Genomic DNA, 22,409 nt, shown 5'->3' on the forward strand with positions numbered 1-22,409 from the left:
CGGAAGATGTCCACCTGCAACTCGTCCATGCGCCGGGTGACCGCCGCCGAGCGCCGACCGCTCAGCGCAGCGACCTTGATGCCGGCCTCGCGCAGCAGCTTGAAGCCGTGTCCATCGCGCACGTGAAACGCCTTGAACTCGGTCCCGTCGTCGCCGAAGTACAGGCGACCGTCGGTCAGCACGCCGTCCACATCAAAAACAACCAGCTCTATGCGTGCGGCGAGCGTCTGCAGTTCGGAATCAACGGCCATGTGTGTGTCGGGTAGGGTCGGGCAAGAGGCCCGCATTGTAGGAGGCGCGCTCGCGCGCCCTGGGTCGGTGGTCGGATGCGACGGCGTGTCAGATCACGCCTGCATCAAGCAGCGTGTGCATGTTGAGCGCGCCGACCAACCGGCGGTCCGCATCTTCCACCAGCAGCGCGTTGATGCGCCGCTGCTCCATGATCTGCGCTGCCTCGGCGGCCAGCACCTGCGGCCGGATGCGCACGCCGCCGGGCGTCATGACGTCCGCGATGGGCACCGCGCGCACGCTGTCCACCCGCTCCAGCACGCGGCGCAGGTCGCCGTCGGTGAAGATGCCGACCGCGCGCCCCGCGTCGTCCACCACCGCCGTCATGCCAAGCCCCTTGCGGCTGATTTCGAGCAGCGCTTCGGTCAGGCTTGCCGTCTGCGGCACCGCCGGCAGCCGATCGCCCTTCACCATCACGTCCGCCACGTGCAGCAGCAGGCGCCGGCCGAGCTTGCCGCCCGGGTGGCTGCGCGAGAAGTCCTCGCGCGAGAAGCCGCGCGTGTGCAGCAGCGCCACGGCCAGCGCGTCGCCCAGCGCCAGCGTGGCGGTGGTGCTGGCGGTGGGGGCCAGACCCAGCGGGCAGGCCTCCCGCGCCACGCTGGCGTCGAGGTTCACGTCCGCCTCGCGCGCCAGGGTGGAGCCGGCGTCGCCGGTGATGGCGATCAGGCGCACGCCCAGGCGGCGGATCATCGGCAGGATGAGCAGGATCTCGCCGGTCTCGCCGGAATTGGATAACGCCAGCACCACGTCCTGCGGCGTGATCATGCCCAGATCGCCGTGGCTCGCCTCGCCCGGGTGCACAAAGAACGCCGGCGTGCCGGTGCTGGCCAGCGTGGCGGCGATCTTGCCGCCGATGTGCCCCGACTTGCCCATGCCGAGCACCACCACCCGCCCGCGGCAGCCGACCAGCAGCCGGCAGGCGGCGACGAACGGCTCGCCCAGGCGTGGCGCCAGCTGGCGCACCGCGTCCGCCTCGGTATCCAGCGCGTCGCGCGCGAGTTGCAGCAGCGTGGCGGGGTCGATCGGCGTGTTCGATGGTGAGGCGTCGTCAGGATGCATGGGCGCGTTCCGGGGTGGGCCTGCGGGCGGCCCGCCATTATCGCCGCAGCCCTCGGCGACGCCGCAGCCGCCCACGCCAACAGCCGGCGGATACAGGCTGCGATTTGTTGACAGGCCAAGTTCCCGAGTGTTAGGTTCCGCGCCGCACCGTGCTGACTGGGCGGCCTGGAGGGCTTGACAGCGGCGCGGCGAGGAGCGAAGAGGGGGGTCGTCGGCGGGAAGGGTTGCCCGTTGCGATCGCAAGCCAGTCAAGAGCGTGTGCTTTGCCGAGTGCAAGGTCGCGCGTCAGCCCACCCCTCCCCGTTCCGACCGTGTAATTGCCGGCGCCCGCAGGGCCGGCTGTGACGTGTAGTGTTTCAACCGGGAGGGGATATGAAACTACGCAACAAAGCCACCGCGCGCGCCCGCGCCGGCCGGTACGTGCTCGCCGCGGCGGCGCTGGCCGCATCCGGCGGCGCGCACGCCTTGAAGTTCCAACTGACGGACAGCATCGAAGGCTCGTTCGATACCACGCTGGGCTACGGCATCCAACTGCGCACCGAGCATTACGACCGCGACCTGTCGCAGGCTCGGCCGGGCGGCACACTAGCTGGCGAGCTCGGCAACATTCAGTACGGCAACCGTACAGTGTTCGACGATAAATGGGATGTGTTTTCCAACATCGTCAAGGCCTCGCACGACGTGCAACTGAACGGTGGTCGCTGGAGCGCCTTCCTGCGTGGCAACTATTTCTATGATTTCGCCATGTTGGGCAAGGACGAGTGGCTGCCGCAGGCGGCCGAGAACCGTGCCATCAAGCACGGTGACATCACGGATGCCTATTTCCTGACCCGTCTCGGCAGCAGCGACCAGTTCACCGTTCGCCTCGGCAAGCAGGTGATCTCCTGGGGTGAGAACACCTTCATCGGCGGGTCGCTGAACGACATCAACACGGTCGACATCAGCAAGCTTCGGCAGCCCGGCGTGGAACTGAAGGACGCGCTGGTCGGCACGCCGGCGGCCTACTTCAGTTGGCAGATGACCGATGCGCTCTCGCTGGAGACGTTCGTGTTGTTCGGCTACGACGAACTCAAGGTCGATACGCTTGGTCAGTTCTTCGGCACCAACGATCAAATCGTCGACGGCGGGGGATTTGCCAACACGATGGTCCTGTATGACCCACCTGGCCCGCCCCCGGCGCAGCTTGGCGCGCAGTGTGTGTCACCGGACGGTGGTGTATGCGGAGCCGTTGCGCCGGGAGGAATTCCTGTGGCCAGAGCGCCGGATGACATCGCGCCAAAGGGTGGTCAGTACGGCGTGGCGCTACGCTACTACGCGCCGAATCTTGGCAATGGTTTCGACTTTGGCCTGTACTACCAGAACCTGCACGACCACAACCCGCAGGTTTCGTCGATTGTGGGCAGATCCACGGCTCCCGGCAGGTATTTCGTCGAGTACGCCGAGGACGTGGAGCGCTACGGCCTGAGCTTCAACACGACTCTTGGCCCTTGGGCCGTCGGTGGTGAGTACAGCTACCGGCGCAACGCACCGATTCAGGGCTTGGGATACCTGTTCGCCGCGGCCTACGGGGCCGATGGTCGGACCGGACTTGCCCCCAATCTGGTCGCTGGCACCAATTACCGTGGGTACGAGCGGTACAAGCGGCACCAGATTCAGCTCACCACGCAGCGGCTGTGGGGGCCGATGCCGATGCTGCTCGGCGCCGACCAGTGGAACACCATCGGCGAGGTGGCGTTGGGCTGGGTGGACGACGTGCCGGGTGTGCCTGTAGATGGCCACGCGAACTCGCCGTCTGGAACGCCGGCGACGCTCGCGCTGCTGCAGGCGGCGGCGATTGCCGGCGACGGCTTCGTCCGCTTCGACGACATCACGGGCCACTTCTGGGGCTTTCAGGCGCGGTCGACGCTCACCTACAACAACATTCTGTTCAACCGCATCAACATGGACTTCAACACGGCCTTCCGTTGGGACGTGGAGGGCGTGTCGCCGGAGTTGGGCGGCGGCCAGTTGTTCGTCGGTGGCCGCAAGCAGTTGTCGCTCGGCGTCACCTTTGACTACGCGCTGCGCTGGAAGGTGGGCATCAACCAGACCTTTATCTTTGACGGCGAGGACGACCAGTTCCGGCCGATCACGCGTTCGCGTCCCATCAACAACGTCGACCGCGACTTCCTGTCGCTGGACGTGAGCTACACGTTCTGATGTTGCATCCGGGCCGGCGTCTAGGGGTTGATGCCGGCCCGTTTTTCTGATCATTCGGGGGAGTCATGAAAGCGATCATATCGGTGGCGAGCCTGGCGCTCGCCGTGGTTGTGAGCGGCGTGCCGACCGCGGCAAACGCCAAGGTATCGCCGGAGGAAGCGGCCAAGCTCGGCATCGAAGGCACCGAGCTGACGCCGCTGGGTGCCATTCGCGCGGCGAATGCGGACGGCAGCATCCCGGCTTGGGAGGGTGGCATCAAGACGCCGCCCGCCGGTTACACGCAGGGCGGCTGGTATATCGACCCGTACGCCGACGACAAGGTGCTGTTCACCATCACCGCGCAGAACCACGAGCAGTACAAGGACAAGCTGTCCGCGGGTCAGATCGCGATGCTCAATAAGTACCCGGGCAGCTTCAAGCTGAATGTGTACCCGACCCGGCGCAGTGCGTCGTATCCGAAAGAGGTGTACGAGAACAGCATCTGGAATGCGAGCAATACCGATTGGTGTAACCCTCCGCTCGGCAAGGACCGCGAGGAGCGCTGCGTGAAGCGCGAGGTCTACAAGCCGGGCATCTTCTTCCCGATTCCGAAGACCGGCGGCGAGGCCATGTGGAACCACACGTTCTACTGGTTCGGCAAGTACTACATCACTACGCACTATGGCTTCAACGCGTTCGCGGACGGCACGTATTCGGAGTTCACGACGCGCGAGCGCTGGATTCTGCCCTCGGGGATGAACCCGGACGAGGTTCCCAGCAACGATGTGTTCCACCGGCTGGGCGGTGCCGCGTGGTGTTTCTCCCAAGAAACGCTCGCCCCGCCGCGTAATGCCGGCAGCATCTTCGGCGGCTGCAACTATTTCGAGACCACCGACTTCGACGCCTATCTGTACGTGCCCGGCCAACGCCGCGTGCGCAAGGCGCCGGAACTCGGTTTCTACGACAGCCCGAGCACCAACTCGGACGGCTTGCGCACTGCCGACTCCAAGCACATGGGCGCCATGACCGGTGACGATGAGTGGTACGTGTGGACGGCCGAGCGCAAGGAGATGTACGTGCCGTACAACACCTACAAGATGGCGCAGCAGGGGGTCACGTTCAAGGACATCGTGCGGCCCGGCCATGTCAATTCGGACCTGATCCGCTACGAGCTGCATCGCGTCTGGGCGATCGAGGGCAAACTGAAACCGGAGTACCGGCACTTGTCGCCGCGCCGAGTGGTGTACGTGGACGAAGACACCTGGGCCGGCGTGGCGTCCGACATGTACGACGCCCGGGGCGATCTGTGGCGGGTGATGGAGGGCTATCTGCTCAATTACTACGACGTGCCCCTCACGCACCACTTCGCCGACGATCATGCGGACGTGATCAGCGGCCGACATGCGTCGAACGGCGGATTTGCGAACGTGGGCGGTGACCCGAAAAATTTTCCGAACTTCCATGTGATGCCGGACCCGGAAATTCAGACCCCGGCGGGACTGCGAAAGTACGGCATGCGTTGATCTGATGACGGATGGTTCCCGGCGAGGGTGGCGCCGGGAACCACCGCCCCGATGTGATTGCTTCAACAGGACAACAGAGGTCATGAACGGTTTAGCCAAGTGTGCGGCGAGCCTGGCGCTCGCAGGTGCGGCGGTGTTCACCCAAACAGCCACCGCCAAGGTGTCGAACGAGGAAGCGGCGAAGCTCGGTATTGAAGGTACTGAGCTGACGCCTATCGGCGCCATCCGTGCCGGCAATGCCGACGGCAGCATTCCCGCCTGGGAGGGCGGCATCAAGGCGCCACCGGCTGGCTACGAGGAAGGCAAGTGGTACCCGGATCCGTACAAGGACGACCAGGTGCTGTTCACCATCACCGCGCAGAACTACCAGCAGTACGAGGACAAGCTGTCCGCCGGCACTGTGGCCATGCTCAAGAAGTATCCCGACTCGTTCAAGCTGAACGTGTACCCGAGCCGTCGCAGCGCGTCTTACCCGCAGTGGCTCTACGACAACTCCATCTGGAATGCCACCAACACTGACTGGTGCAATCCGCCGCCGGGCGGCCCCAACACCGCCCAGCGTTGTGTGACACGGGAAAATTATCGCCCTGGCGTGTTCTTCCCCATCCCCAAGGACGGGGGCGAAGCCATGTACAACCACACGTTCTACTTCTTCGGCAAGTGGTTCACGTCGGTTGCCTACGGCTTCAACGCCTTCCCCGATGGAACCTACGCTGAGCATATAAAGCGCGAGCGCTGGCTCCAGCTGATGTATCTGAACGACGCCGAGCGGCCGAAGGGAGAGATGTTCGACCGTCTGGGGGGCGCTGCCTGGTGCTTCTCTCAGGAGGATCTGGCGCCGCCGCGCACGGCGGGCACCATGTTCAGTGGCTGCAACTACTTCCAGAGCGTCGACTTCGACGCGTATCTGTACGTGCCGGGGCAGCGGCGCGTGCGCAAGGCGCCGGAGATCGGCTTTTACGACAGCCCCGGCACTGGCTCGGATGGCCTTCGTACGGCTGATGCGCGCAACCTGTTCGCGCAGACCGGGGGCGAGGAGTGGTACGACTGGTCGGCCCCAGTGCGCAAGGAGATGTACATCCCGTACAACAGCTACAAACTCGCGCAGCCGGAGTACGACTTCAAGGACATCGTGCGCAAGGGGCACATCAACGCGGATCTGAAGCGCTATGAGCTGCACCGCGTGTGGGTGATCGAGGGCAAGCTGAAGGGGGGCTTCCGCCACCTGGGGCCGCATCGCCTGGTCTACGTGGATGAGGACAGCTGGGCCGGCGCGCTGGCCGACATGTACGACGCGCAGGGCAATCTGTGGCGCGTGTCGGAGGCGTATCTGCTGAACTACTACAACGTGCCGATGGTGCACTGGTGGGGGGATGACCACTCCGATCTGATTTCGGGCCGTCACGCCGGCGTGAACGGGTATTTCAACCACGGCGCCAAGCTCGGCACCTTCCCGCCGGATTATTCGCCGACCGGCAAGCCGGACGCGGACCTGATGACCCCGGCCGGGCTGCGCAAGTACGGCGTGCGTTGATTCAGTACTGAAGGCCGCCGACGCCGAGGCGGCAGCGTATCAGTAGCAGATCGCAAGGACGCCCCCGCCTCGGGGGCGTCGCTTTCTCATCGTTTTGTGCCGGATGCAAGTGAAGGGGGATTCGTGTTGAACTCGATCAAAGCGGCCAGATCATGTGCCTTCGGCTGGCTGGTTGGCGCGCTTGCGCTCGCCGCGCTGGCGCTGCCGGGTTGGGTGCAGGCGGAAGGGAACATGTTGCCCTCGGCCACCGGCCCGCGCGTTGCGAAGTCGCTGCTGCTGGATGCCACCCGCGCGGGTGAGCGGATTGTCGCCGTCGGCGAGCGGGGCATCGTGCTGTACTCGGACGACGAGGGGCATACCTGGGCTCAGGGCACGGCACCGGTCGACGTCACGCTGACGGCAGTGTCGTTCGCCGACGCGCAGCGCGGTTGGGCCACCGGACACGATGCCGTGATCCTGGCAACCGAAGACGGCGGCGCCAACTGGACCCTGCAGCACGCGGAGCCCGAGCTGGATGTGCCGCTGCTGGGCGTGCTGTTCGAGTCCCCGACCACCGGCTTTGCCGTGGGCGGGCGCGGCAACTTCTTCAGTACTCAGGATGGCGGCAAGACCTGGACCAACCAGGTCATCCTGACGCGGGACGAGTTCGACAGCCACCTGTTTGGAATCAGCAAGGCGACATCCGGGAGCTACTTCCTGGGTTCCGAGCAGGGGGTTCTGTACCGGTCGGACGATGGCGGTGCCACCTGGACGCAGTTGGATAGCCCCTACCGCGGCTCCTTCTTTGGCGTGACCACCACCGCTACCGGTCGCGTGATCGCGTTTGCGATGCTGGGCAATGTGGCGGTCAGTGACGACGACGGCGTGACCTGGCGCATGGTGCCGACCGGCACCGACAAGTCGTTCATGTCCGCCACCCTCTCCGCCGGTGGCGCGGTGGTGCTGGCTGGGCTCGACGGCGCCATCGCCGTGAGCCGCGACGGAGGCGACAGCTTCGAGCTGATGTCCCAGCCCGACCGGCGCAAGATCGCCCGCCTGCTGCAAAAGCGCGACGGCACGTGGCTCTCGTTTGGCGAGGGCGGTGCGCGCAGCATCGACCTCGCCATCAAGTAAGCAAGCGTCCGCGCACACGAATTTCGGAGGAGACATGCTGACGTCCAATTACGCGAACGCAATGGCGCGCGCTTCCGCCTGGCTGGCCGACGCGCTGATTCGCAACCGCGTCCCGGTTCTGATCGTGCTGACCTTGCTGACGGCATTTCTGGGCTATCACGCCTCGTTCTTGCGGATGGATCCGGGCTTCACCAAGTCCATCCCGCTGAGCCACCCGTACATGAAGACCTACACCAAGTACACGGACCAGTTTGGTGGGGCCAACGTGATCATCGTCGCCCTGATGCAGAAGGACGGCGACATTTTCAACATCGATTTCTTCAAGACGCTCGAACAGTCCACGCAGGACGTGCTGTTCATCAAGGGTGTCGATCGATCGTCCGTCACCTCGCTGTTCACGCCGAACGTCGATTACGTGCTGGTGAACGAGGAAGGCTTCGCCGGCCATCGCGTGGTGGAGCCGGATTTCAAACCCAGTCAGGAAAGCATCGAGCAGGTGCGGCGCAACCTGCTGGTATCGCAGCACGTCGGGCGCCTTGTGTCGCACGACTTCCGCGGCGCGCTGATCCGGGCCGAGCTGGTTGACAAGGATCCGGCCACCGGCAAGCCGCTGGACTACACGGAAGTCGCGACCGCGCTCGAAGAGATCCGTACCAAGTACGCCAGCGACAACGTCGACGTCAAGATCATCGGCTTCGCCAAGTTCATTGATGACGTCATTCAGGGCGCGCTGGGCGTCGTGCTGTTCTTTGTTATTGCCGTGGTCATCACGGCGGTGATGCTGTATTTCTACTCGAACTCGATTCAGATCACCGTGCTGGCGATTCTGGTCGCTGTCACCGCGGTGGTCTGGCAGCTTGGCCTGATTCGGCTGCTCGGCTATGGCATCGACCCATTGTCGATTCTGGTGCCGTTCCTGATCCTGTCTATCGGCGTGAGTCACGCCATCCAGATGACCAACACCTGGAAGCTGGAGATTCTGGGTGGCGCCGATTCCCGTACCGCGGCGCGCGAGGCGTTCAACAAGCTGTTCATTCCTGGCACCACGGCGCTGCTGGCCAATGCCGTCGGCTTTGCCGTGATCATGATCATCGACATCGACATCATCCAGGAGCTGGGTATCACGGCCAGCATTGGTGTCGCGGTAATGGTGGCCACCAACAAGTTCATGCTGCCGGTGCTGCTGTCCTACGCGAGCATGAAGCCGGCCACGGTCGAACGCATTCGTACGCGGGTTCTGCAACAGGAGAAGCCCTTCTTCCGCTTCCTGTCGGGATTTGCGGACCGTCGTCGCGGCACGGCCGTCATTCTGGTGGCGGTAGTCCTGCTCGGGTTAGGTTGGTGGAAGTGGCAGTCACTGATCATCGGCGACAGCGAGGCCGGCGCCCCGGAGTTCTGGCCTGATGCCCGATACAACCAGGACATCCAGTCCATCATCAGCAATTTCAACATCGGCATCGACGAGATCACGGTCATCGCCGAGATGCCGCGCGACGGCTGCACCACGTTTGGCATGATGCAGACGATCGACCGCTTCGTGTGGCACGTCGGCAACGTGGAGGGCGTGCAGGCCGTCGGCACCCTGTCGCAGGTGATGAAGGACCGCAACGTCGGCAACAACGAGGGCCACATCAAGTTCTATGGCCTGCCGCGCACGGCGCCGGGGCTGGGATCGGCCATGCGCAACATCGAGCTGAATCAGAAACTCTTTAACGACACCTGCGAGGCGGTGCCCATCCGCATCTTCCTGTGGGATCACAAGGCGCCGACGCTGCACCGGGTGATCGAGGCAGTGAAGAGCTTTCAGAAACCGGCCGAAGGCGATGGCTCCAAGGTTGAATTCAAGCTCGTGTCCGGCCCGGCCGGCGTGATGGCGGCGACCAACGAGGCCGTCGAGCGCGCCGAGCTGACCATGATGGGCGCCCTGTTCGTGGCGGTCGGCATCCTGTGTTACCTCACGTTCCTGTCGTGGCGGGCGTCGCTGTGCATCCTGCTGCCGCTGGCGCTGGTGTCCATTCTCGCCAACGCGGTGATGGTGATACTGAACATTGGCCTCAAGGTGTCGACGCTGCCAGTGGTGGCGCTCGGCGTGGGCGTGGGTGTCGACTACGGCATTTACCTGTTCGCCCGCACCCAGGCCAACATCCGCCTCGGACTCAATCTGAAGGAGGCCTACTACACCGGCCTCAAGCAGGCGGGCACGGCGGTGATCTTCACGGCCAGCACCATGTCCATCGGCGTGGCCACCTGGTATTTCTCGGAGCTGAAGTTCCAGTCCGACATGGGCGTGCTGCTCGGCTACATGTTCTTCGTGAACATGGTCGGTGCGGTGCTGCTGCTGCCGGCGCTGGCGGCGTGGCTGATCGATGTCGACAAGGAACGGGTGTCGACGCGTGGCTTGTCGCACTAGGATTCATTGACTATCGGGGCGCGGCTGTCTGCGGACCGCCGCGCGCCTCTTTGCTTTCGGTCTAGGAATGGGTGTGGAGGCAGAACATGACCAAGCGTTTGCAATCACGCATCGCAATGGCGGCGGGTACCGCTGTGATTTCGGGGTCCGTACTGGCCTTTGATTTCACGATCGGGGAACTGGAGGCGTCCTTTGACTCCGATATCGGATGGGGGCTTTCGCAGCGCACGGTGACGCCGGACGGCAAGAATCTTGGCCCGTACGGCAACCGCTATCTGTTTCAGGATAAGTGGGACATCTTTTCCAACACCATCAAGGGCTCTCATACCTTTGAGGTGAGCGGCGACAGCTATGGCGGCTTGCTGCGTGGTAACTGGTTCTACGACTTCGAGATGGCGAACCAGAACCTGCCCGACGCGGCCGAAAATCGTGCAAAGCAGCACGGCGACCTGACCGACGCCTACGTTTACAAGCGGTTTTTCGATGACCAGTCGCTGTCGGTCCGCCTCGGCAAACAGGTGATTTCCTGGGGCGAGAACACCTTCATCGGCGGCGCCATCAACGACATCAACACCGTTGACATTTCCAAGCTGCGCACGCCTGGCGCGGAGTTGAAGGACGCGTTCACCGGCACGCCCGCCCTGCACGTGTCGTACAACTTCCTTGAGAACTACACGATCGAGGGTTTCGCCCTGTTCGTCTATGACGAGATCAAGGTCGACCCGATGGGCAATTTCTTCACGGGTCTGGATGCCATTGCCGACGGCGGTGGTTTCGCGAATGCAACGGGTTTTCTGGGAGGGGCGTTTAGGCCACGTTGTTTTGCGCCGGATGGGGTTGCCTGTGACTTGTTAGGGGGGTTCCTGACCCGCGCCGGGGACGATCTGGGCAGTGGCGGCCAGTGGGGTCTCGCGCTGCGCAAGTTCCTGCCGAATTTCGGCAACGGTGGCGAGGTGGCGATCTACTACCAGAACCTGCACGATCACCTGCCGTCGATTTCAGGCATCGTCGGGGCGGGGAAGTTTCAGGTGGATTACCCGGAGAACATTGAGCGTTGGGGGGCCTCGTTCAACACCAATATGTATGGCCTGGCGTTGAGCGGGGAGTTTTCGTACCGGCGTAACGCGCCGGTGCAGATGACCCTGCCGCTGTTCTTGGCAGGTCCGGCGTTTGGTCCCTTCAACGCGTACATCGGGCCCTATCTCGCTGGCGGTGGGGCGTTGGGGGACGTCGTCAAGGGTTATGGGCGCATCGAACGCTACCAGACGCAGTTCACGGTCCAGAAGAACTGGGGTGTACTGCACGCGCTGCGCGCGGACGCCGCCAGCACTATCGGGGAGATCGCGTGGGGCTGGATTGGCGGTCTACCGTCGCTGACGCCGGTCGGCGGGCCACTCGGCGTTCAGCCAAACCCATTGGGGGGTACCAATAGGTTGTATAACCTCTTCGAGCCACAAATCAGCAAAGACTTCGGCAAGCTGGTGATCCGGCACTCGATGACCTACCAGGCGGCGTTGTTCAACCTGATCGCGCTGGAACCGAACTTCGCCTTCTCCTGGGACTTCCACGGTTATTCCAACGAACTAGGTGGCGCCAAACTCATGGTGGAAGGACGCAAGGCGCTGTCGGTCGGCGTCAATCTCGACTATGGCGGCGGTCGCTGGAAGGGCGGGGTGTCCTATACCAACTTCTGGGGTAACGACAACCAGGTGAACGCCGCAGGTAGCCGTCTTAACGGCACCAACGATCGCGATTTCCTGTCGTTCAACGCCAGTTATTCGTTCTGAGTGAGCGCCGCGCGCTCGCACGTTTCAGGAGGATTTTGAAGATGTGGTTTGTCAACGATAGCCGTTGCGGCGCCGTCATCGCGGTGATCGCCGGCCTGTCGATGGCGGGCACCGCCAACGCCAAATTGAACGACGATGAAGTCGCTCAGCTCGGCATGACGGGTACGCCGCTGACCCCGGTCGGCGCTACCCGGGCCGGCAACGCCGCCGGCACGATTCCCGAGTGGACTGGCGGTATCCAGGCGCCGCCGGCCAATTTCAAGGCCGGCGCGGGTTGGGCCGATCCGTTCGCGGACGACAAGCCGCTGTTCACCATCACGGCGCAAAACTACGAGCAGTACAAGGACAACCTGCTGCCCGGCCAGATTGCAATGTTCAAGCAGTATCCGGATTCGTTCCGGATGCACGTGTACCCGACGCGGCGCAGCACGTCCTATCCCGGCTGGTTTGTCGAAGCCACCAAGGCGCAGGCCAAGACCATCGAGATCTGCCCGCAGTACGCGGAAAAGAACGAAATGTGCCTGCTGAACGTGCAGCCGGGTGGCGGCGTTCCGTTCCCGATTCCGAAGATTCCGGAAGAAGCCGGCTGGAACACGCTGCTCGGCCACTACAACGGCACCACCATGGACGCCATGGGTAACGGCGCGTTGATCGATTCGCTCGGCAACCGCACCGACGTGATCATGCGTTCACGTGAATTCTGGCCGTACCAGTTGCCGGCTGACAAGAAGCCGACCAACGAATGGTTCACGCAGTGGGGCGGCGCGTTCCTGTGCGACTCATGGCAGATCGAACAGCCGCCGCGGTCGTCCGGGCTCGTATTCGGCGGTTGCATGTTCGCGCAGAACGTCGATTTTCAGGTTTACCTCTACGTCCCAGGCCAACGGCGGGTCCGCAAGGCTCCCGAGATCGGTTTCCACGACAGCCCGTCGTTTGCCTCGGACGGCCAAAGAACGGTGTCGTCCCGGTGGATGTGGTGGTTCGGCGGCAAGGAGCCGCGCCACAGCTACAAGCTTGAACAGGGCAAGGAGCTGTTCGTGTCGGCCAACTCGTACAAGATTGCCGATCCGAACCTCAACTACGACGACATCTACGGCAAGAAGCACATCAACCAGGATCTGCTGCGCTACGAGCTGCATCGGGTGTGGGTGATCGACGGCGAGCTCAAGGCCGGCTATCGGCACCTGTACAAGCGCCACGTGGCGTACTTCGACGAGGACACATGGATGGGCGTCGCGTTCGAGGCCTACGACGCCAAGGATCGCCTGTGGCGCATGGGCGAGCAGCACGTGCTGAATCTGTACGACAAGCCCTTGCTGCGCATCATGGGCGATTCCCAGATCGACCTGATCAACGGCCGTTACACGACCTACCCGTACTGGCACGGGACGGCCGGGCGCCTGACGGGCTTCGGGCCGCCAAAGTTCGAGACCACCGAGGAGTCCACGGTGGATATCTCCGTTTACACGCCGCAGGGATTGCGCAAGTTCGGCACGCGATAGGCCGGTCCCGGCCTCGCTTGTCGGACGGCGGGCGTTACGGATGCCAGACACCCCGCGGATTGGATGATCCGCGGGGTGTTTTGGTCTGTGCGACGCCGGGATGTGGAGTCACGGTTGATCTGAGTGAGAGCGATCCATGTTGAGTCGACTGGCCGGCGCAGTGCTGGCGTTGTTCATGTTGGGCGGCGTGGTGCAGGCGGAGGTCTCTCCGGCACCTGCTCTGAAAGTGCCGCTGGCGCCGCGGGTAGTTTTTCTGGGGCTTGCCGCGCCCGGTGAGCGGGTGGTGGCCGTGGGCGAGCGGGGCGTGGTGATCCGCTCGGACGATCAGGGCGCCACCTGGACGCAATCCGACGTTCCGGTGCGCGCCACGCTGACGGCGGTAACGTTCGTCGACGCGCAGACCGGGTTTGCGGTAGGCCACGACGCGGTCGTGCTGAAAACGGTAGATGGCGGCGTGACCTGGTCATTGCTCAATTTCGAGCCCGATTCCCATGTGGCGCTGCTCAACGTGCGCTTTCGCGATCCGCGTCGTGGCTACGTGGTCGGCAGCAATGGCCAGCTGTGGACCACAGCGGACGGCGGCGCCAGTTGGCAGCGGACCACGCTGGCGGTCGAGGATTGGTATCAGAACCACATTTTCGACGTGGCCTGGGCGGCGGATGGCACCACGCTGGCGGTCGCGGAAAAGGGCGTGTTGTACCGCGCACAGGCAGGCGCCGCGTTCGCGCCGATCGAGTCGCCGTACGACGGCTCGTTCTTCGGCGCGCAGGCCTTGAGCGACGGGCGTGTGGTCATCTTTGGTATGAATGGCCATGCCTTTGTGTCCGCGGACGCCGGGACCACCTGGCAAGTCATCGATACAGCTACCAGGCAGTTCCTGTTAGCGGGCGGTCTGTTGCCTGATGGTGCAGCGCTGATCGCGGGCGGTGGCGGCACGGTGCTGCGCGTCGATCCCCTCACCCAGCAGGTGTCCGCGGGCCAGTTGCCCGAACGCAACGGCATCACGGCCGTGCTGCCGATTGGCGATGCCTTGTACGTGGCCACGGAAGCAGGGGGCGTGCAGCGCCGGCCGCTGTCCGATCTTTTCAAGTAACCGTTTCGACCAAGCGCCGGGCCGGTCGGCCCGTTTCAGTGCAGCACAGGATTGATTGAACGATGGCAGCGGACATGGGCTACGGCGCCGGGCTCGAACGTTTCTCGGCGGCAATTTCCAGTTTTCTGATCGGCAAGCGGGCGCTGGTGCTTGCGGTGACGGCGTTGCTCACTGCTTTTCTGGGCTACCAGGCCTTCACGCAGCGCCTTGATCCGGGCTTCGACAAGTCGGTGCCGGTTTCGCACCCGTACATGAAGACCTACACCGAGTACAAGCCCGAGTTTGGCGGTTCGAACACCATCACCGTGTTCGTGCAGGACCGCAGCGGCAACATGTTCAACGCCGAGTTCTTCCGCGCCCTGGAGCAGGTGACGCAGGAGATCCTGGTCATGGACGGCGTGGACGCGCGCACGGTGACCTCGCTGTTCACGCCGAACGTGAACTACGTGGCTGTGACCGAGGAAGGTTTCACCGGCTCGCGCATCGTGCCGGCGGATTTCGAGGCCACCGAAGACGGCATGGAGCAGGTCCGGCAGAACCTCTACCGGTCGGACGAGATCGGCCGCACGGTGGCTAAGGATTTCTCCGGCGCCCTAGTGATCGCCGAGCTGGTGGAGCGGGATCCGGCCACCGGCGCGAAGCTCGACTATCAGGTGGTCGCGCAGCGGCTGGAGGCGCTCAGAGCCAAGTACGAGGCCCAGGGTGTCGACATCGGCATCATCGGCTTTGCCACGTTCATCGGGGACATCATCGAGGGCGCTCGGGGCGTCATCCTGTTCTTCGCCGTCACGCTGGTGGTCACCTTCGTGCTGCTGGTGTTCTTTGCCGGCTCGTGGAAGCTCGCCGTGGCGGCTATGGCGGTGTCGCTGGCGGCGGTGGCCTGGCAGCTCGGGCTGGTCAAGCTGTTGGGTTATGGCGTGGATCCGCTGTCGATTCTGGTGCCGTTCCTGGTGCTCGCGATCGGCGTCAGCCACGCGGTGCAGATGACGAATGCGTGGCGACTTGGCGTGCTGTCCGGCCTGGACGGCCCGGCCGCGGCCAAGGATGCGTTCAACAAGCTGTTCATCCCGGGCGCGACGGCGTTGATTTCGGACGCCGTCGGCTTCGCGGTGATCATGATCATCGACATCGACATCATCCGGGAGCTTGGCATCACGGCCAGCATCGGCGTCGGCGTGATGCTGCTGACCAACAAGTTCATGTTGCCGGCGATCCTGTCGTACCTGCGCCTGAACGAGCGGGAGGTCGCCCGCGCAAGGCGTGCGTCGGAGGGCGCCGACCACCCGTTGTGGAACCTCCTGGCACGCTCCAGCCGTCCGCTGCCGGCGGCCATCATCGTGCTGCTGACGCTGGGGCTTGTGGCGTTCGGCGCGTCGCGGTCGGACGACCTGGTGATCGGTGATTCGGAAGCCGGTGCGCCGGAGTTCTGGCCCGATGCCCGCTACAACCGCGACATCCAGAACATCGTCAGCAAGTTCACGGTGGGGCTCGATGAGTTCGTGGTGATCGCCGAGTCGACCAAGGACAGCGCCTGTGTGAACTACGGCGTCATGGAAACGGTCGACGACTTCGTGTGGCGCATGCGCAACGTGGAGGGCGTCCGCTCGGTCAAGTCCCTGTCGCAGGTGGTGCGCGAGCGCAATGTGGGCAACTACGAGGCCAATCCCAAGTTCCTTGGCCTGCCGCGCAACGAGCAGATGATCGCCGCCAACATCTACCGGGTGGAGATGTCGCAGCGCCTGTTCAACAACAACTGCAGCGTGATGCCGGTCACGATCTACCCGGTCGATCACCAGGCGGGCACGTTGCAGCGAATCGTCGAGGCGGTGAAAACCTATCAGGCGGCCAACGCCAATCCGGACGTGACCTTCCGCATGGCCATGGGCAACGCCGGCATCTGGGCGGCCACCAACGAGGCGGTGAAAAGCTCCGTGCGCACGATGGACGTGATCCTGTTCGTGGCTATCGTGCTGTGCGTGTTCTTCACGTTCTTCTCGTGGCGGGCATCGCTGTGCGTGATGCTGCCGCTGCTGGCGGTGTCGATCTTCGCCAACGCGGTGATGGTGTTTTTGAACATCGGCCTCAAGGTATCGACGCTGCCGGTGCTGGCGCTTGGCGTTGGCGTGGGGGTGGACTACGGCATCTATCTTTTCGCGCGCGCCTTCGTGCACATGCGCAGTGGGCAGGACGTCGAGACCGCATTCCGCACCTCGTATCGCGAGGTCGGTACGGCGGTGGTGTTCACGGCGGTCACCATGAGCCTTGGCGTCGCCCTGTGGTATTTCTCGGACCTCAAGTTCCAGTCCGACATGGGCGTGCTGCTGGCGTACATGTTCTTCGTCAACATGCTGGGCGCGGTGTTGCTGATGCCGGCGCTGGCGCGCTTCCTGATGCGAGGTGACCAGTCCCGGCCTGCGGCGGCGGCGGCCTGACGGGAGGCGATCGGGGTTTCAACAAAGACGGAGGAGACCATGCACACACGACCTTGCCTGAAGGTGATCGCGGCCGGTTTGCTGGTGGCGACCAGTGCGGCCTGGGCCAAGATCACGCCGGACGAAGCAGCCCAGCTCGGCCTCACCGGCACGCCGCTGACGCCGGTCGGTGCGGAGCGCGCCGGTAATGCCGACGGCAGCATTCCGGAGTGGACCGGCGGCATCGAGAAACCGCCGGCCAACTTCACACCCGGCGGGCAGTGGGTGGACCCGTTCCCGGACGACAAGCCGTTGTTCACCATCACAGCCCAGAATTACTCGCAGTACGAGGGCAAGCTCTCGGCCGGTCAGGTGGCCATGTTCAAGCAGTATCCGGACAGTTTCCGGATGCACGTGTACCCCACCCGACGCAGCGCCTCGTTCCCGGACTGGGTGTACGAGGCGACGCGGCAACAGGCGCTGAACGCGGAGATGTGTCCTGGCTGGGACACGGAAGGCCATGTGTGCCTGCAAAACCACGTGGACGGCGGCGGTTATCCGTTTCCGATCCCGAAGAACGCCTTCGAGGTCGGCTGGAACCACTACCTCGCCTACCAGGGGCAATCCATCGAGGGCACCATGGACGCGCCCCTGATTGATTCACTCGGCAACCGGGTCGACGTGATCATGGAGCAGTGGCAATCGTGGATGTGGTGGGTGCCGAAAGCCGAGCGGCCGGCGAGCGAGTGGTTCCATAGCCGCGGCGGACCGCTGCTGTGTGACGCGTTCCAGGTGAAGCAGCCGCCGCGCCAGTCGGGCCTGATCGGCGGCGGCTGCAACTTCGCGCAGGAGGTCGACTTTCAGTCCTACCTGTACGTGCCCGGCCAGCGGCGCGTGCGCAAGGCGCCGGAGATCGGCTTTCAGGACAGCCCCTCGTTCGGATCGGATGGCCAACGGACGGTGTCCTCGCGCTGGCAGTGGTGGTTCGGCGGCAAGGAATCGCGCCACGAGCTGAAGCTGAACGGCAAGAAGGAACTGTTCGTGCCGTACAACGCGTACGCCCTGGCCGATCCAGCCAAGCGGCCGGATGACATCTTCGGCAAGAAGCATGTGAATCAGGACCTGGTGCGCTACGAGCTGCACCGGGTGTGGGAGGTGGAAGCCACCCTCAAGGCCGGCCAGCGGCACCTGTACAAGCGCATCGTGGCGCACATTGACGAGGATACCTGGCACGGCATGAGCCACGAGGCGTACGACGCACGCGATCGCCTGTGGCGTATGGGCGAGGCCTACGTGCTGAACCTGTATGACAGCCGCTCGCACCTGATCTGGGGCGATCAGCTGGTGGACATGGTCAACGGCCGGTACACGACGTTCTTCGGCTGGTACGGCAACCTTGGCGCCGGGCAACCAACAGTCGGTCTGTTGAAGGACTCGACCATCGATGCGGAAATCTTCACGCCGCAGGGCATGCGCAAGTTCGGTACGCGCTGAGCGCGAGGGGGCGTCATGAGCACAGGTGCGGACAGGGAGTTCGTACCGGTCGGTATCGCGGTACTCACGGTGAGCGACAGCCGCGGCCTGGAGCAGGACAGCTCCGGGCGTGTGCTGATCGAGCGCCTGGCGGCGGCGGGCCACCGGCTGGCCGGCCGCGCCATCCTGCCGGATGACGTGTACCGCATCCGCGCGCAGGTGTCGGCGTGGATTGTCGATCCGGCGGTGCAGGTGGTGATCTCGACCGGCGGCACGGGCCTCACGGGTCGTGACGGTACGCCCGAGGCGCTGGCGCCCCTGCTCGACAAGACCATCGACGGTTTCGGCGAGGTGTTCCGGGCGCTGTCCTACGAGGAAATCGGCGCGTCGACGATCCAGTCGCGCGCCGTGGCGGGTGTGGCCAACGGCACTTACGTGTTCTGTGTGCCGGGTTCGTCCGGCGCCTGCCGCACGGCTTGGGATAAGCTGATCGCCCCGCAGCTCGACTACCGCACCCGGCCCTGCAACCTGGTGGAGTTGATGCCGCGGCTGCTGGAGCGCTGAGGCGCCCGTCCCGAACGCCGATCGAGGAACACCCTCCATGATGAATCGTTTGTCCGCCCAGGAAGTCGACCACCTGAAGCAACGCCTGCGCACCGAGCACGGCCAGTTGCGCCGCGAGGTTGCGGCCGAACTCGCCCGCAGCAGCCAGGGCCGCTACGTGGAACTTGCCGGGCAGGTACACGACCGCGGTGATGAAGCGGTAGCCGATCTGCTGGAGGATCTCGAAATCGCCGCGCTCGATCGCCACGTGCACCGTGTGCGGCTCATCGAAACCGCGCTCGGGGCCATCGACACGGGGCGTTATGGCCTGTGCCGGGCCTGCGGCGTTCAGATCGGCAGCGCGCGCCTGGAAGCCGACCCGGCGGTCGAGCGCTGCATCGACTGCCAGACCGCCGCCGAGCAGGGCCGGCACGCGCCGACCCTGTAGTGCTGTCAACGCTGACGCAGGTACCGCGTCTTGCAGTCGGCGTGTTCGTGTTCGACGCCGCCGGCCGGGTGCTGCTGATCGAGCGCGGTCGCGCGCCCGGCAAGGGCCTGTGGTCGGTGCCAGGCGGCAAGGTGGAGTGGGGCGAGGCCGTGGCCGACGCCTGCCGGCGCGAGGTGCTGGAGGAGACGGGCGTCGAGATCGCGGTGGGGCCGCTGGTGACCTGGATCGAGCGCATGGACGATGCGCACCACTACGTGATTCTCGATTTCGTCGCGACGCCCGTGCGGCGCGACGCCGAGCCGACTGCCGGCGATGACGCTTCGCACGCGCGCTGGTTGACGCAACAGGAACTACAACGTCTGCCGCTCACAGCAGGGCTGCTGCCCGTGCTGGCGCAGGCGCGCGCCCTGGCGGAATTCCCCGACGGTTGATTCGACGCGCCGCCGCCGGCGCGTCTTTTACGTAATCAACGTCTTGCCGTCGGCGCCCGGAATTTCCCGCACCAGCCGCGGCACGAGATACCCCGGCAGGCGCCCGCGCAGCGCCGCGATCAGCGCCACGCCGCGGGTTTCCGGTACATCGAAATGCGCAGCCCCCTGCACGCGATCCAGCAGGTGCAGGTAGTAGGGAAGAACGCCGGTGCGGTGCAGGCGCTCGCTGAGTGCGATCAGCGTGCCCGCGTCGTCGTTCACGCCGCGCAGCAGCACTGTCTGATTGAGCAGCGTGACCCCGGCCTCGGCGAGCGCCGCGAGCGCGTCATCGACCTCGCCGTCGATCTCCGCCGGATGGTTGCTGTGCAGCACCAGTACGCTCCGCAGCGGTAGGCGTTCGAGCCAGGCGAGCAGGTCGCCGTCGACGCGCTGCGGCAGCACCACCGGCAGGCGGCTGTGGATGCGCAGCGTGTGCACGTGGGGGATGGCCGCGAGGCGCGCGGCGAGGTCGGCCAGACGCGTGTCGCTCAACGTGAGCGGATCGCCGCCGCTCAGGATGACTTCGCCGATGCTCGCATCGGCCGCGATGGCGGTGAGTGCGGGTTCCAGGCGCGAGCCGCCGGCGTGCGCGTCGGCGTACGGAAAATGCCGCCGGAAACAATATCGGCAGTGCACCGCACACGCCCCGGTGGCGATCAGCAGTGCCCGGCCGTGGTATTTTTTGAGCAGCCCCGGCGCCGGCTGGGCGGCCGATTCGTGGAGCGGATCGGCGCTGTAGCCGGGCCGGGTTTCGCATTCCACATCCAGCGGCAGTACCTGGCGCAGCAGCGGGTCGGCGGCATCGCCGGGCCGGATGCGTTGCAGGAACGGCGCCGGCACGCGCAGCGGAAACAGCGCCGCGGCGCGCCGCGCTGCCGGCAGCAGGTGTTCCGGCAACTCTAGCGCGCGCAGCAGCACGGCGGGGTCGTCGATGGCATCGGCCAGCAGCCGCTGCCAGGGCGCGGCGGGGCGCCGTGGCGCGACCGGGCTATGCATGTCGTTCTCTCGCTGACATTCCGAATAACGGGGAAATTATGGCGTCTTACTCCACCAACGAATTTCGCGCCGGGCTCAAGGTGATGCTGGACGGGGATCCGTGCGACATCATCGAGAACGAGTTCGTGAAGCCCGGCAAGGGCCAGGCCTTCAACCGCGTGCGTCTTCGCAACCTGAAGTCCGGCCGCGTGTGGGAGCGCACCTTCAAGTCCGGCGAGTCCATCGAGGCCGCCGACGTGCTCGACACCGAAATGCAGTACCTCTACAACGACGGCGAGGCGTTCTGCTTCATGAACCCGTCGAGCTTCGAGCAGGTGCATGCCGGCGCCAACGTGGTCGGCGACAAGGCGCAGTGGCTCAAGGAACAGGACATGTGCACCATCACGCTGTGGAACGGCGAGCCGATCGCCGTGGCGCCGCCGAACCACGTGGTGATGAAGGTGACCTACACCGAGCCCGCCGTCCGCGGCGACACCAGCAGCGGCGCCACCAAGCTGGCCACGCTGGAGACCGGCGCCACGGTGAAGGTGCCGCTGTTCATCGAGATCGACGACCTGCTGCGCGTCGATACCCGCACCGGCGAGTACATCTCGCGCGTCAAGGAATAAGCCACGGATGCCAGCCCCGGACAGTTGGCGTCCGGCGGCCAGTCTCGAAACCCTGCGCCGGCGCGCGCAGTTGCTCGCCGACATCCGGGCGTTCTTCGGCGCCCGCGGCGTGCTCGAAGTCGACACCGACCTGCTCGGCCCCGCGCCGAGCAGCGACCCGCAGCAGCACTGCCTCGATGTGACCCTGCCTAGTGGCGCCCGGCGCTACCTGCAGCCGTCGCCCGAGTACGCCATGAAGCGCCTGCTCGCGGCCGGCAGTGGCAGCATCTACCAGATCTGCAAGGCGTTTCGGGCCGGCGAGGACGGGCCGCGGCACCGCACCGAGTTCACGCTGGTCGAGTGGTACCGACTCGGTTTCGGCTACCGGGCGCTGATGGACGAGGTGGCCGCGCTGGTGTGCGGGCTGCTTGGCCGGCCGCCGGCGCAGGCGTTCAGTTATGGCGAACTGTTCGAGCGCCACGCCGGGCTCGATCCGCTTGCGGCCTCCGATGACGAGCTGTGGCAGCGCGTGGCGATGGCCGGCATCGAGCCCTCACCCGCACTGCGCGCGGCCGGGCGCGATGCGGCGCTCGATTTGCTGCTGACGCGGCTCGTCGAGCCGGCGATTGCGCCGCTTGGCGCGGTGTTCGTCTTTGACTACCCGGCGAGCCAGGCGGCGCTGGCGCGCCTGCGGCCGGATCGGCCAGAGCTTGCCGAGCGCTTCGAGCTGTACGTGGACGGTATCGAGCTCGCCAATGGCTTCACCGAATTGGCCGACGCCGACGAACAGCGGCGCCGCTTCGAGGCCGACAACCGTGCGCGGCAGGCGCAGGGCCTGCCGCCGGTGCCGCTGGATGAGGGTCTGCTCGCCGCCCTGCAGCATGGCCTGCCGGACTGCGCCGGCGTGGCGTTGGGCTTTGATCGCTTGCTGATGCTGGCCTGTGGGCTCAGCGACATCGCCGCGCTGCGGGTGTGAGCCCGAGCGCGGCGATGA

Annotated in this window: 17 protein-coding genes and 1 pseudogene; 15 read left to right on the forward strand and 3 right to left on the reverse strand. The window is 65.0% G+C overall.

Annotated elements, in window-relative coordinates:
* Window positions 1-251, reverse strand: a pseudogene (locus tag AB7F93_RS08475) (3-deoxy-D-manno-octulosonate 8-phosphate phosphatase); the annotation flags it as partial.
* Window positions 252-339: 88 nt separating this feature from the next.
* A complete protein-coding gene (locus tag AB7F93_RS08480) occupies window positions 340-1,347 on the reverse strand; it encodes a KpsF/GutQ family sugar-phosphate isomerase (protein WP_428302465.1) in 1,008 nt (335 codons plus the stop codon).
* Between the two features lie 372 nt (window positions 1,348-1,719).
* Between AB7F93_RS08480 and AB7F93_RS08485 the strand changes: the two genes are divergently transcribed.
* The 13 genes from AB7F93_RS08485 to AB7F93_RS08545 all read left to right on the forward strand — a co-directional run bounded on the left by AB7F93_RS08485 (window position 1,720) and on the right by AB7F93_RS08545 (window position 19,793).
* Entirely contained in the window at window positions 1,720-3,546 is a 1,827-nt protein-coding gene (locus tag AB7F93_RS08485; protein ID WP_428302466.1) for a DUF1302 domain-containing protein, read from the forward strand.
* 65 nt (window positions 3,547-3,611) lie between these two features.
* On the forward strand, window positions 3,612-5,048 hold the full coding sequence (locus AB7F93_RS08490; RefSeq protein WP_428302467.1) for a DUF1329 domain-containing protein: 1,437 nt from the start codon (window positions 3,612-3,614) through the stop codon (window positions 5,046-5,048).
* 82 nt (window positions 5,049-5,130) lie between these two features.
* On the forward strand, window positions 5,131-6,582 hold the full coding sequence (locus tag AB7F93_RS08495) for a DUF1329 domain-containing protein (RefSeq protein WP_428302468.1): 1,452 nt from the start codon (window positions 5,131-5,133) through the stop codon (window positions 6,580-6,582).
* A 126-nt stretch (window positions 6,583-6,708) separates the two neighbouring features.
* Complete coding sequence (locus AB7F93_RS08500) at window positions 6,709-7,695, forward strand: WD40/YVTN/BNR-like repeat-containing protein (RefSeq protein WP_428302469.1); 987 nt, start codon at window positions 6,709-6,711, stop codon at window positions 7,693-7,695.
* A 34-nt stretch (window positions 7,696-7,729) separates the two neighbouring features.
* On the forward strand, window positions 7,730-10,105 hold the full coding sequence (locus AB7F93_RS08505) for an efflux RND transporter permease subunit (RefSeq protein ID WP_428302470.1): 2,376 nt from the start codon (window positions 7,730-7,732) through the stop codon (window positions 10,103-10,105).
* Window positions 10,106-10,191: 86 nt separating this feature from the next.
* Window positions 10,192-11,892, forward strand: a complete 1,701-nt coding sequence (locus AB7F93_RS08510) for a DUF1302 domain-containing protein (RefSeq protein WP_428302471.1) — start codon at window positions 10,192-10,194, stop codon at window positions 11,890-11,892.
* A gap of 41 nt (window positions 11,893-11,933) precedes the next feature.
* Window positions 11,934-13,394: a DUF1329 domain-containing protein gene (locus tag AB7F93_RS08515; protein WP_428302472.1), complete on the forward strand. Its 1,461-nt coding sequence runs from the start codon at window positions 11,934-11,936 to the stop codon at window positions 13,392-13,394.
* Between the two features lie 136 nt (window positions 13,395-13,530).
* On the forward strand, window positions 13,531-14,487 hold the full coding sequence (locus AB7F93_RS08520) for a WD40/YVTN/BNR-like repeat-containing protein (RefSeq protein WP_428302473.1): 957 nt from the start codon (window positions 13,531-13,533) through the stop codon (window positions 14,485-14,487).
* A 62-nt stretch (window positions 14,488-14,549) separates the two neighbouring features.
* Window positions 14,550-16,919 (forward strand): efflux RND transporter permease subunit, encoded by a 2,370-nt coding sequence (locus AB7F93_RS08525; protein WP_428302474.1) that lies wholly within the window; start codon window positions 14,550-14,552, stop codon window positions 16,917-16,919.
* Window positions 16,920-16,958: 39 nt separating this feature from the next.
* Entirely contained in the window at window positions 16,959-18,392 is a 1,434-nt protein-coding gene (locus tag AB7F93_RS08530; RefSeq protein ID WP_428302475.1) for a DUF1329 domain-containing protein, read from the forward strand.
* Between the two features lie 15 nt (window positions 18,393-18,407).
* Window positions 18,408-18,935, forward strand: coding sequence for a molybdenum cofactor biosynthesis protein B (moaB, locus tag AB7F93_RS08535; RefSeq protein WP_428302476.1), 528 nt, complete (start codon window positions 18,408-18,410; stop codon window positions 18,933-18,935).
* Window positions 18,936-18,975: 40 nt separating this feature from the next.
* A complete protein-coding gene (locus tag AB7F93_RS08540; protein ID WP_428302477.1) occupies window positions 18,976-19,362 on the forward strand; it encodes a TraR/DksA family transcriptional regulator in 387 nt (128 codons plus the stop codon).
* Complete coding sequence (locus tag AB7F93_RS08545) at window positions 19,362-19,793, forward strand: NUDIX hydrolase (protein ID WP_428302478.1); 432 nt, start codon at window positions 19,362-19,364, stop codon at window positions 19,791-19,793. The genes AB7F93_RS08540 and AB7F93_RS08545 overlap by 1 nt, the downstream gene beginning before the upstream one ends.
* 27 nt (window positions 19,794-19,820) lie before the next feature.
* Here the strand turns inward: AB7F93_RS08545 and epmB are convergent, their stop codons facing one another.
* Window positions 19,821-20,828 carry an EF-P beta-lysylation protein EpmB gene (gene epmB, locus AB7F93_RS08550; protein ID WP_428302479.1) on the reverse strand — a complete coding sequence of 336 codons (1,008 nt, stop codon included), beginning with the start codon at window positions 20,826-20,828 and terminating at the stop codon, window positions 19,821-19,823.
* Window positions 20,829-20,866: 38 nt separating this feature from the next.
* Here epmB and efp point away from each other — a divergent pair, with 38 nt between their 5' ends.
* Together efp and epmA are read left to right on the forward strand one after the other, a co-directional pair.
* Complete coding sequence (gene efp / locus AB7F93_RS08555) at window positions 20,867-21,436, forward strand: elongation factor P (protein ID WP_428302480.1); 570 nt, start codon at window positions 20,867-20,869, stop codon at window positions 21,434-21,436.
* A gap of 7 nt (window positions 21,437-21,443) precedes the next feature.
* Entirely contained in the window at window positions 21,444-22,391 is a 948-nt protein-coding gene (gene epmA / locus AB7F93_RS08560) for an EF-P lysine aminoacylase EpmA (RefSeq protein ID WP_428302481.1), read from the forward strand.
* The last annotated feature ends 18 nt before the right edge of the window (window positions 22,392-22,409 follow it).

The organism is Immundisolibacter sp. (genome assembly GCF_050250495.1).
Classification (GTDB): Bacteria; Pseudomonadota; Gammaproteobacteria; order Immundisolibacterales; family Immundisolibacteraceae; genus Immundisolibacter.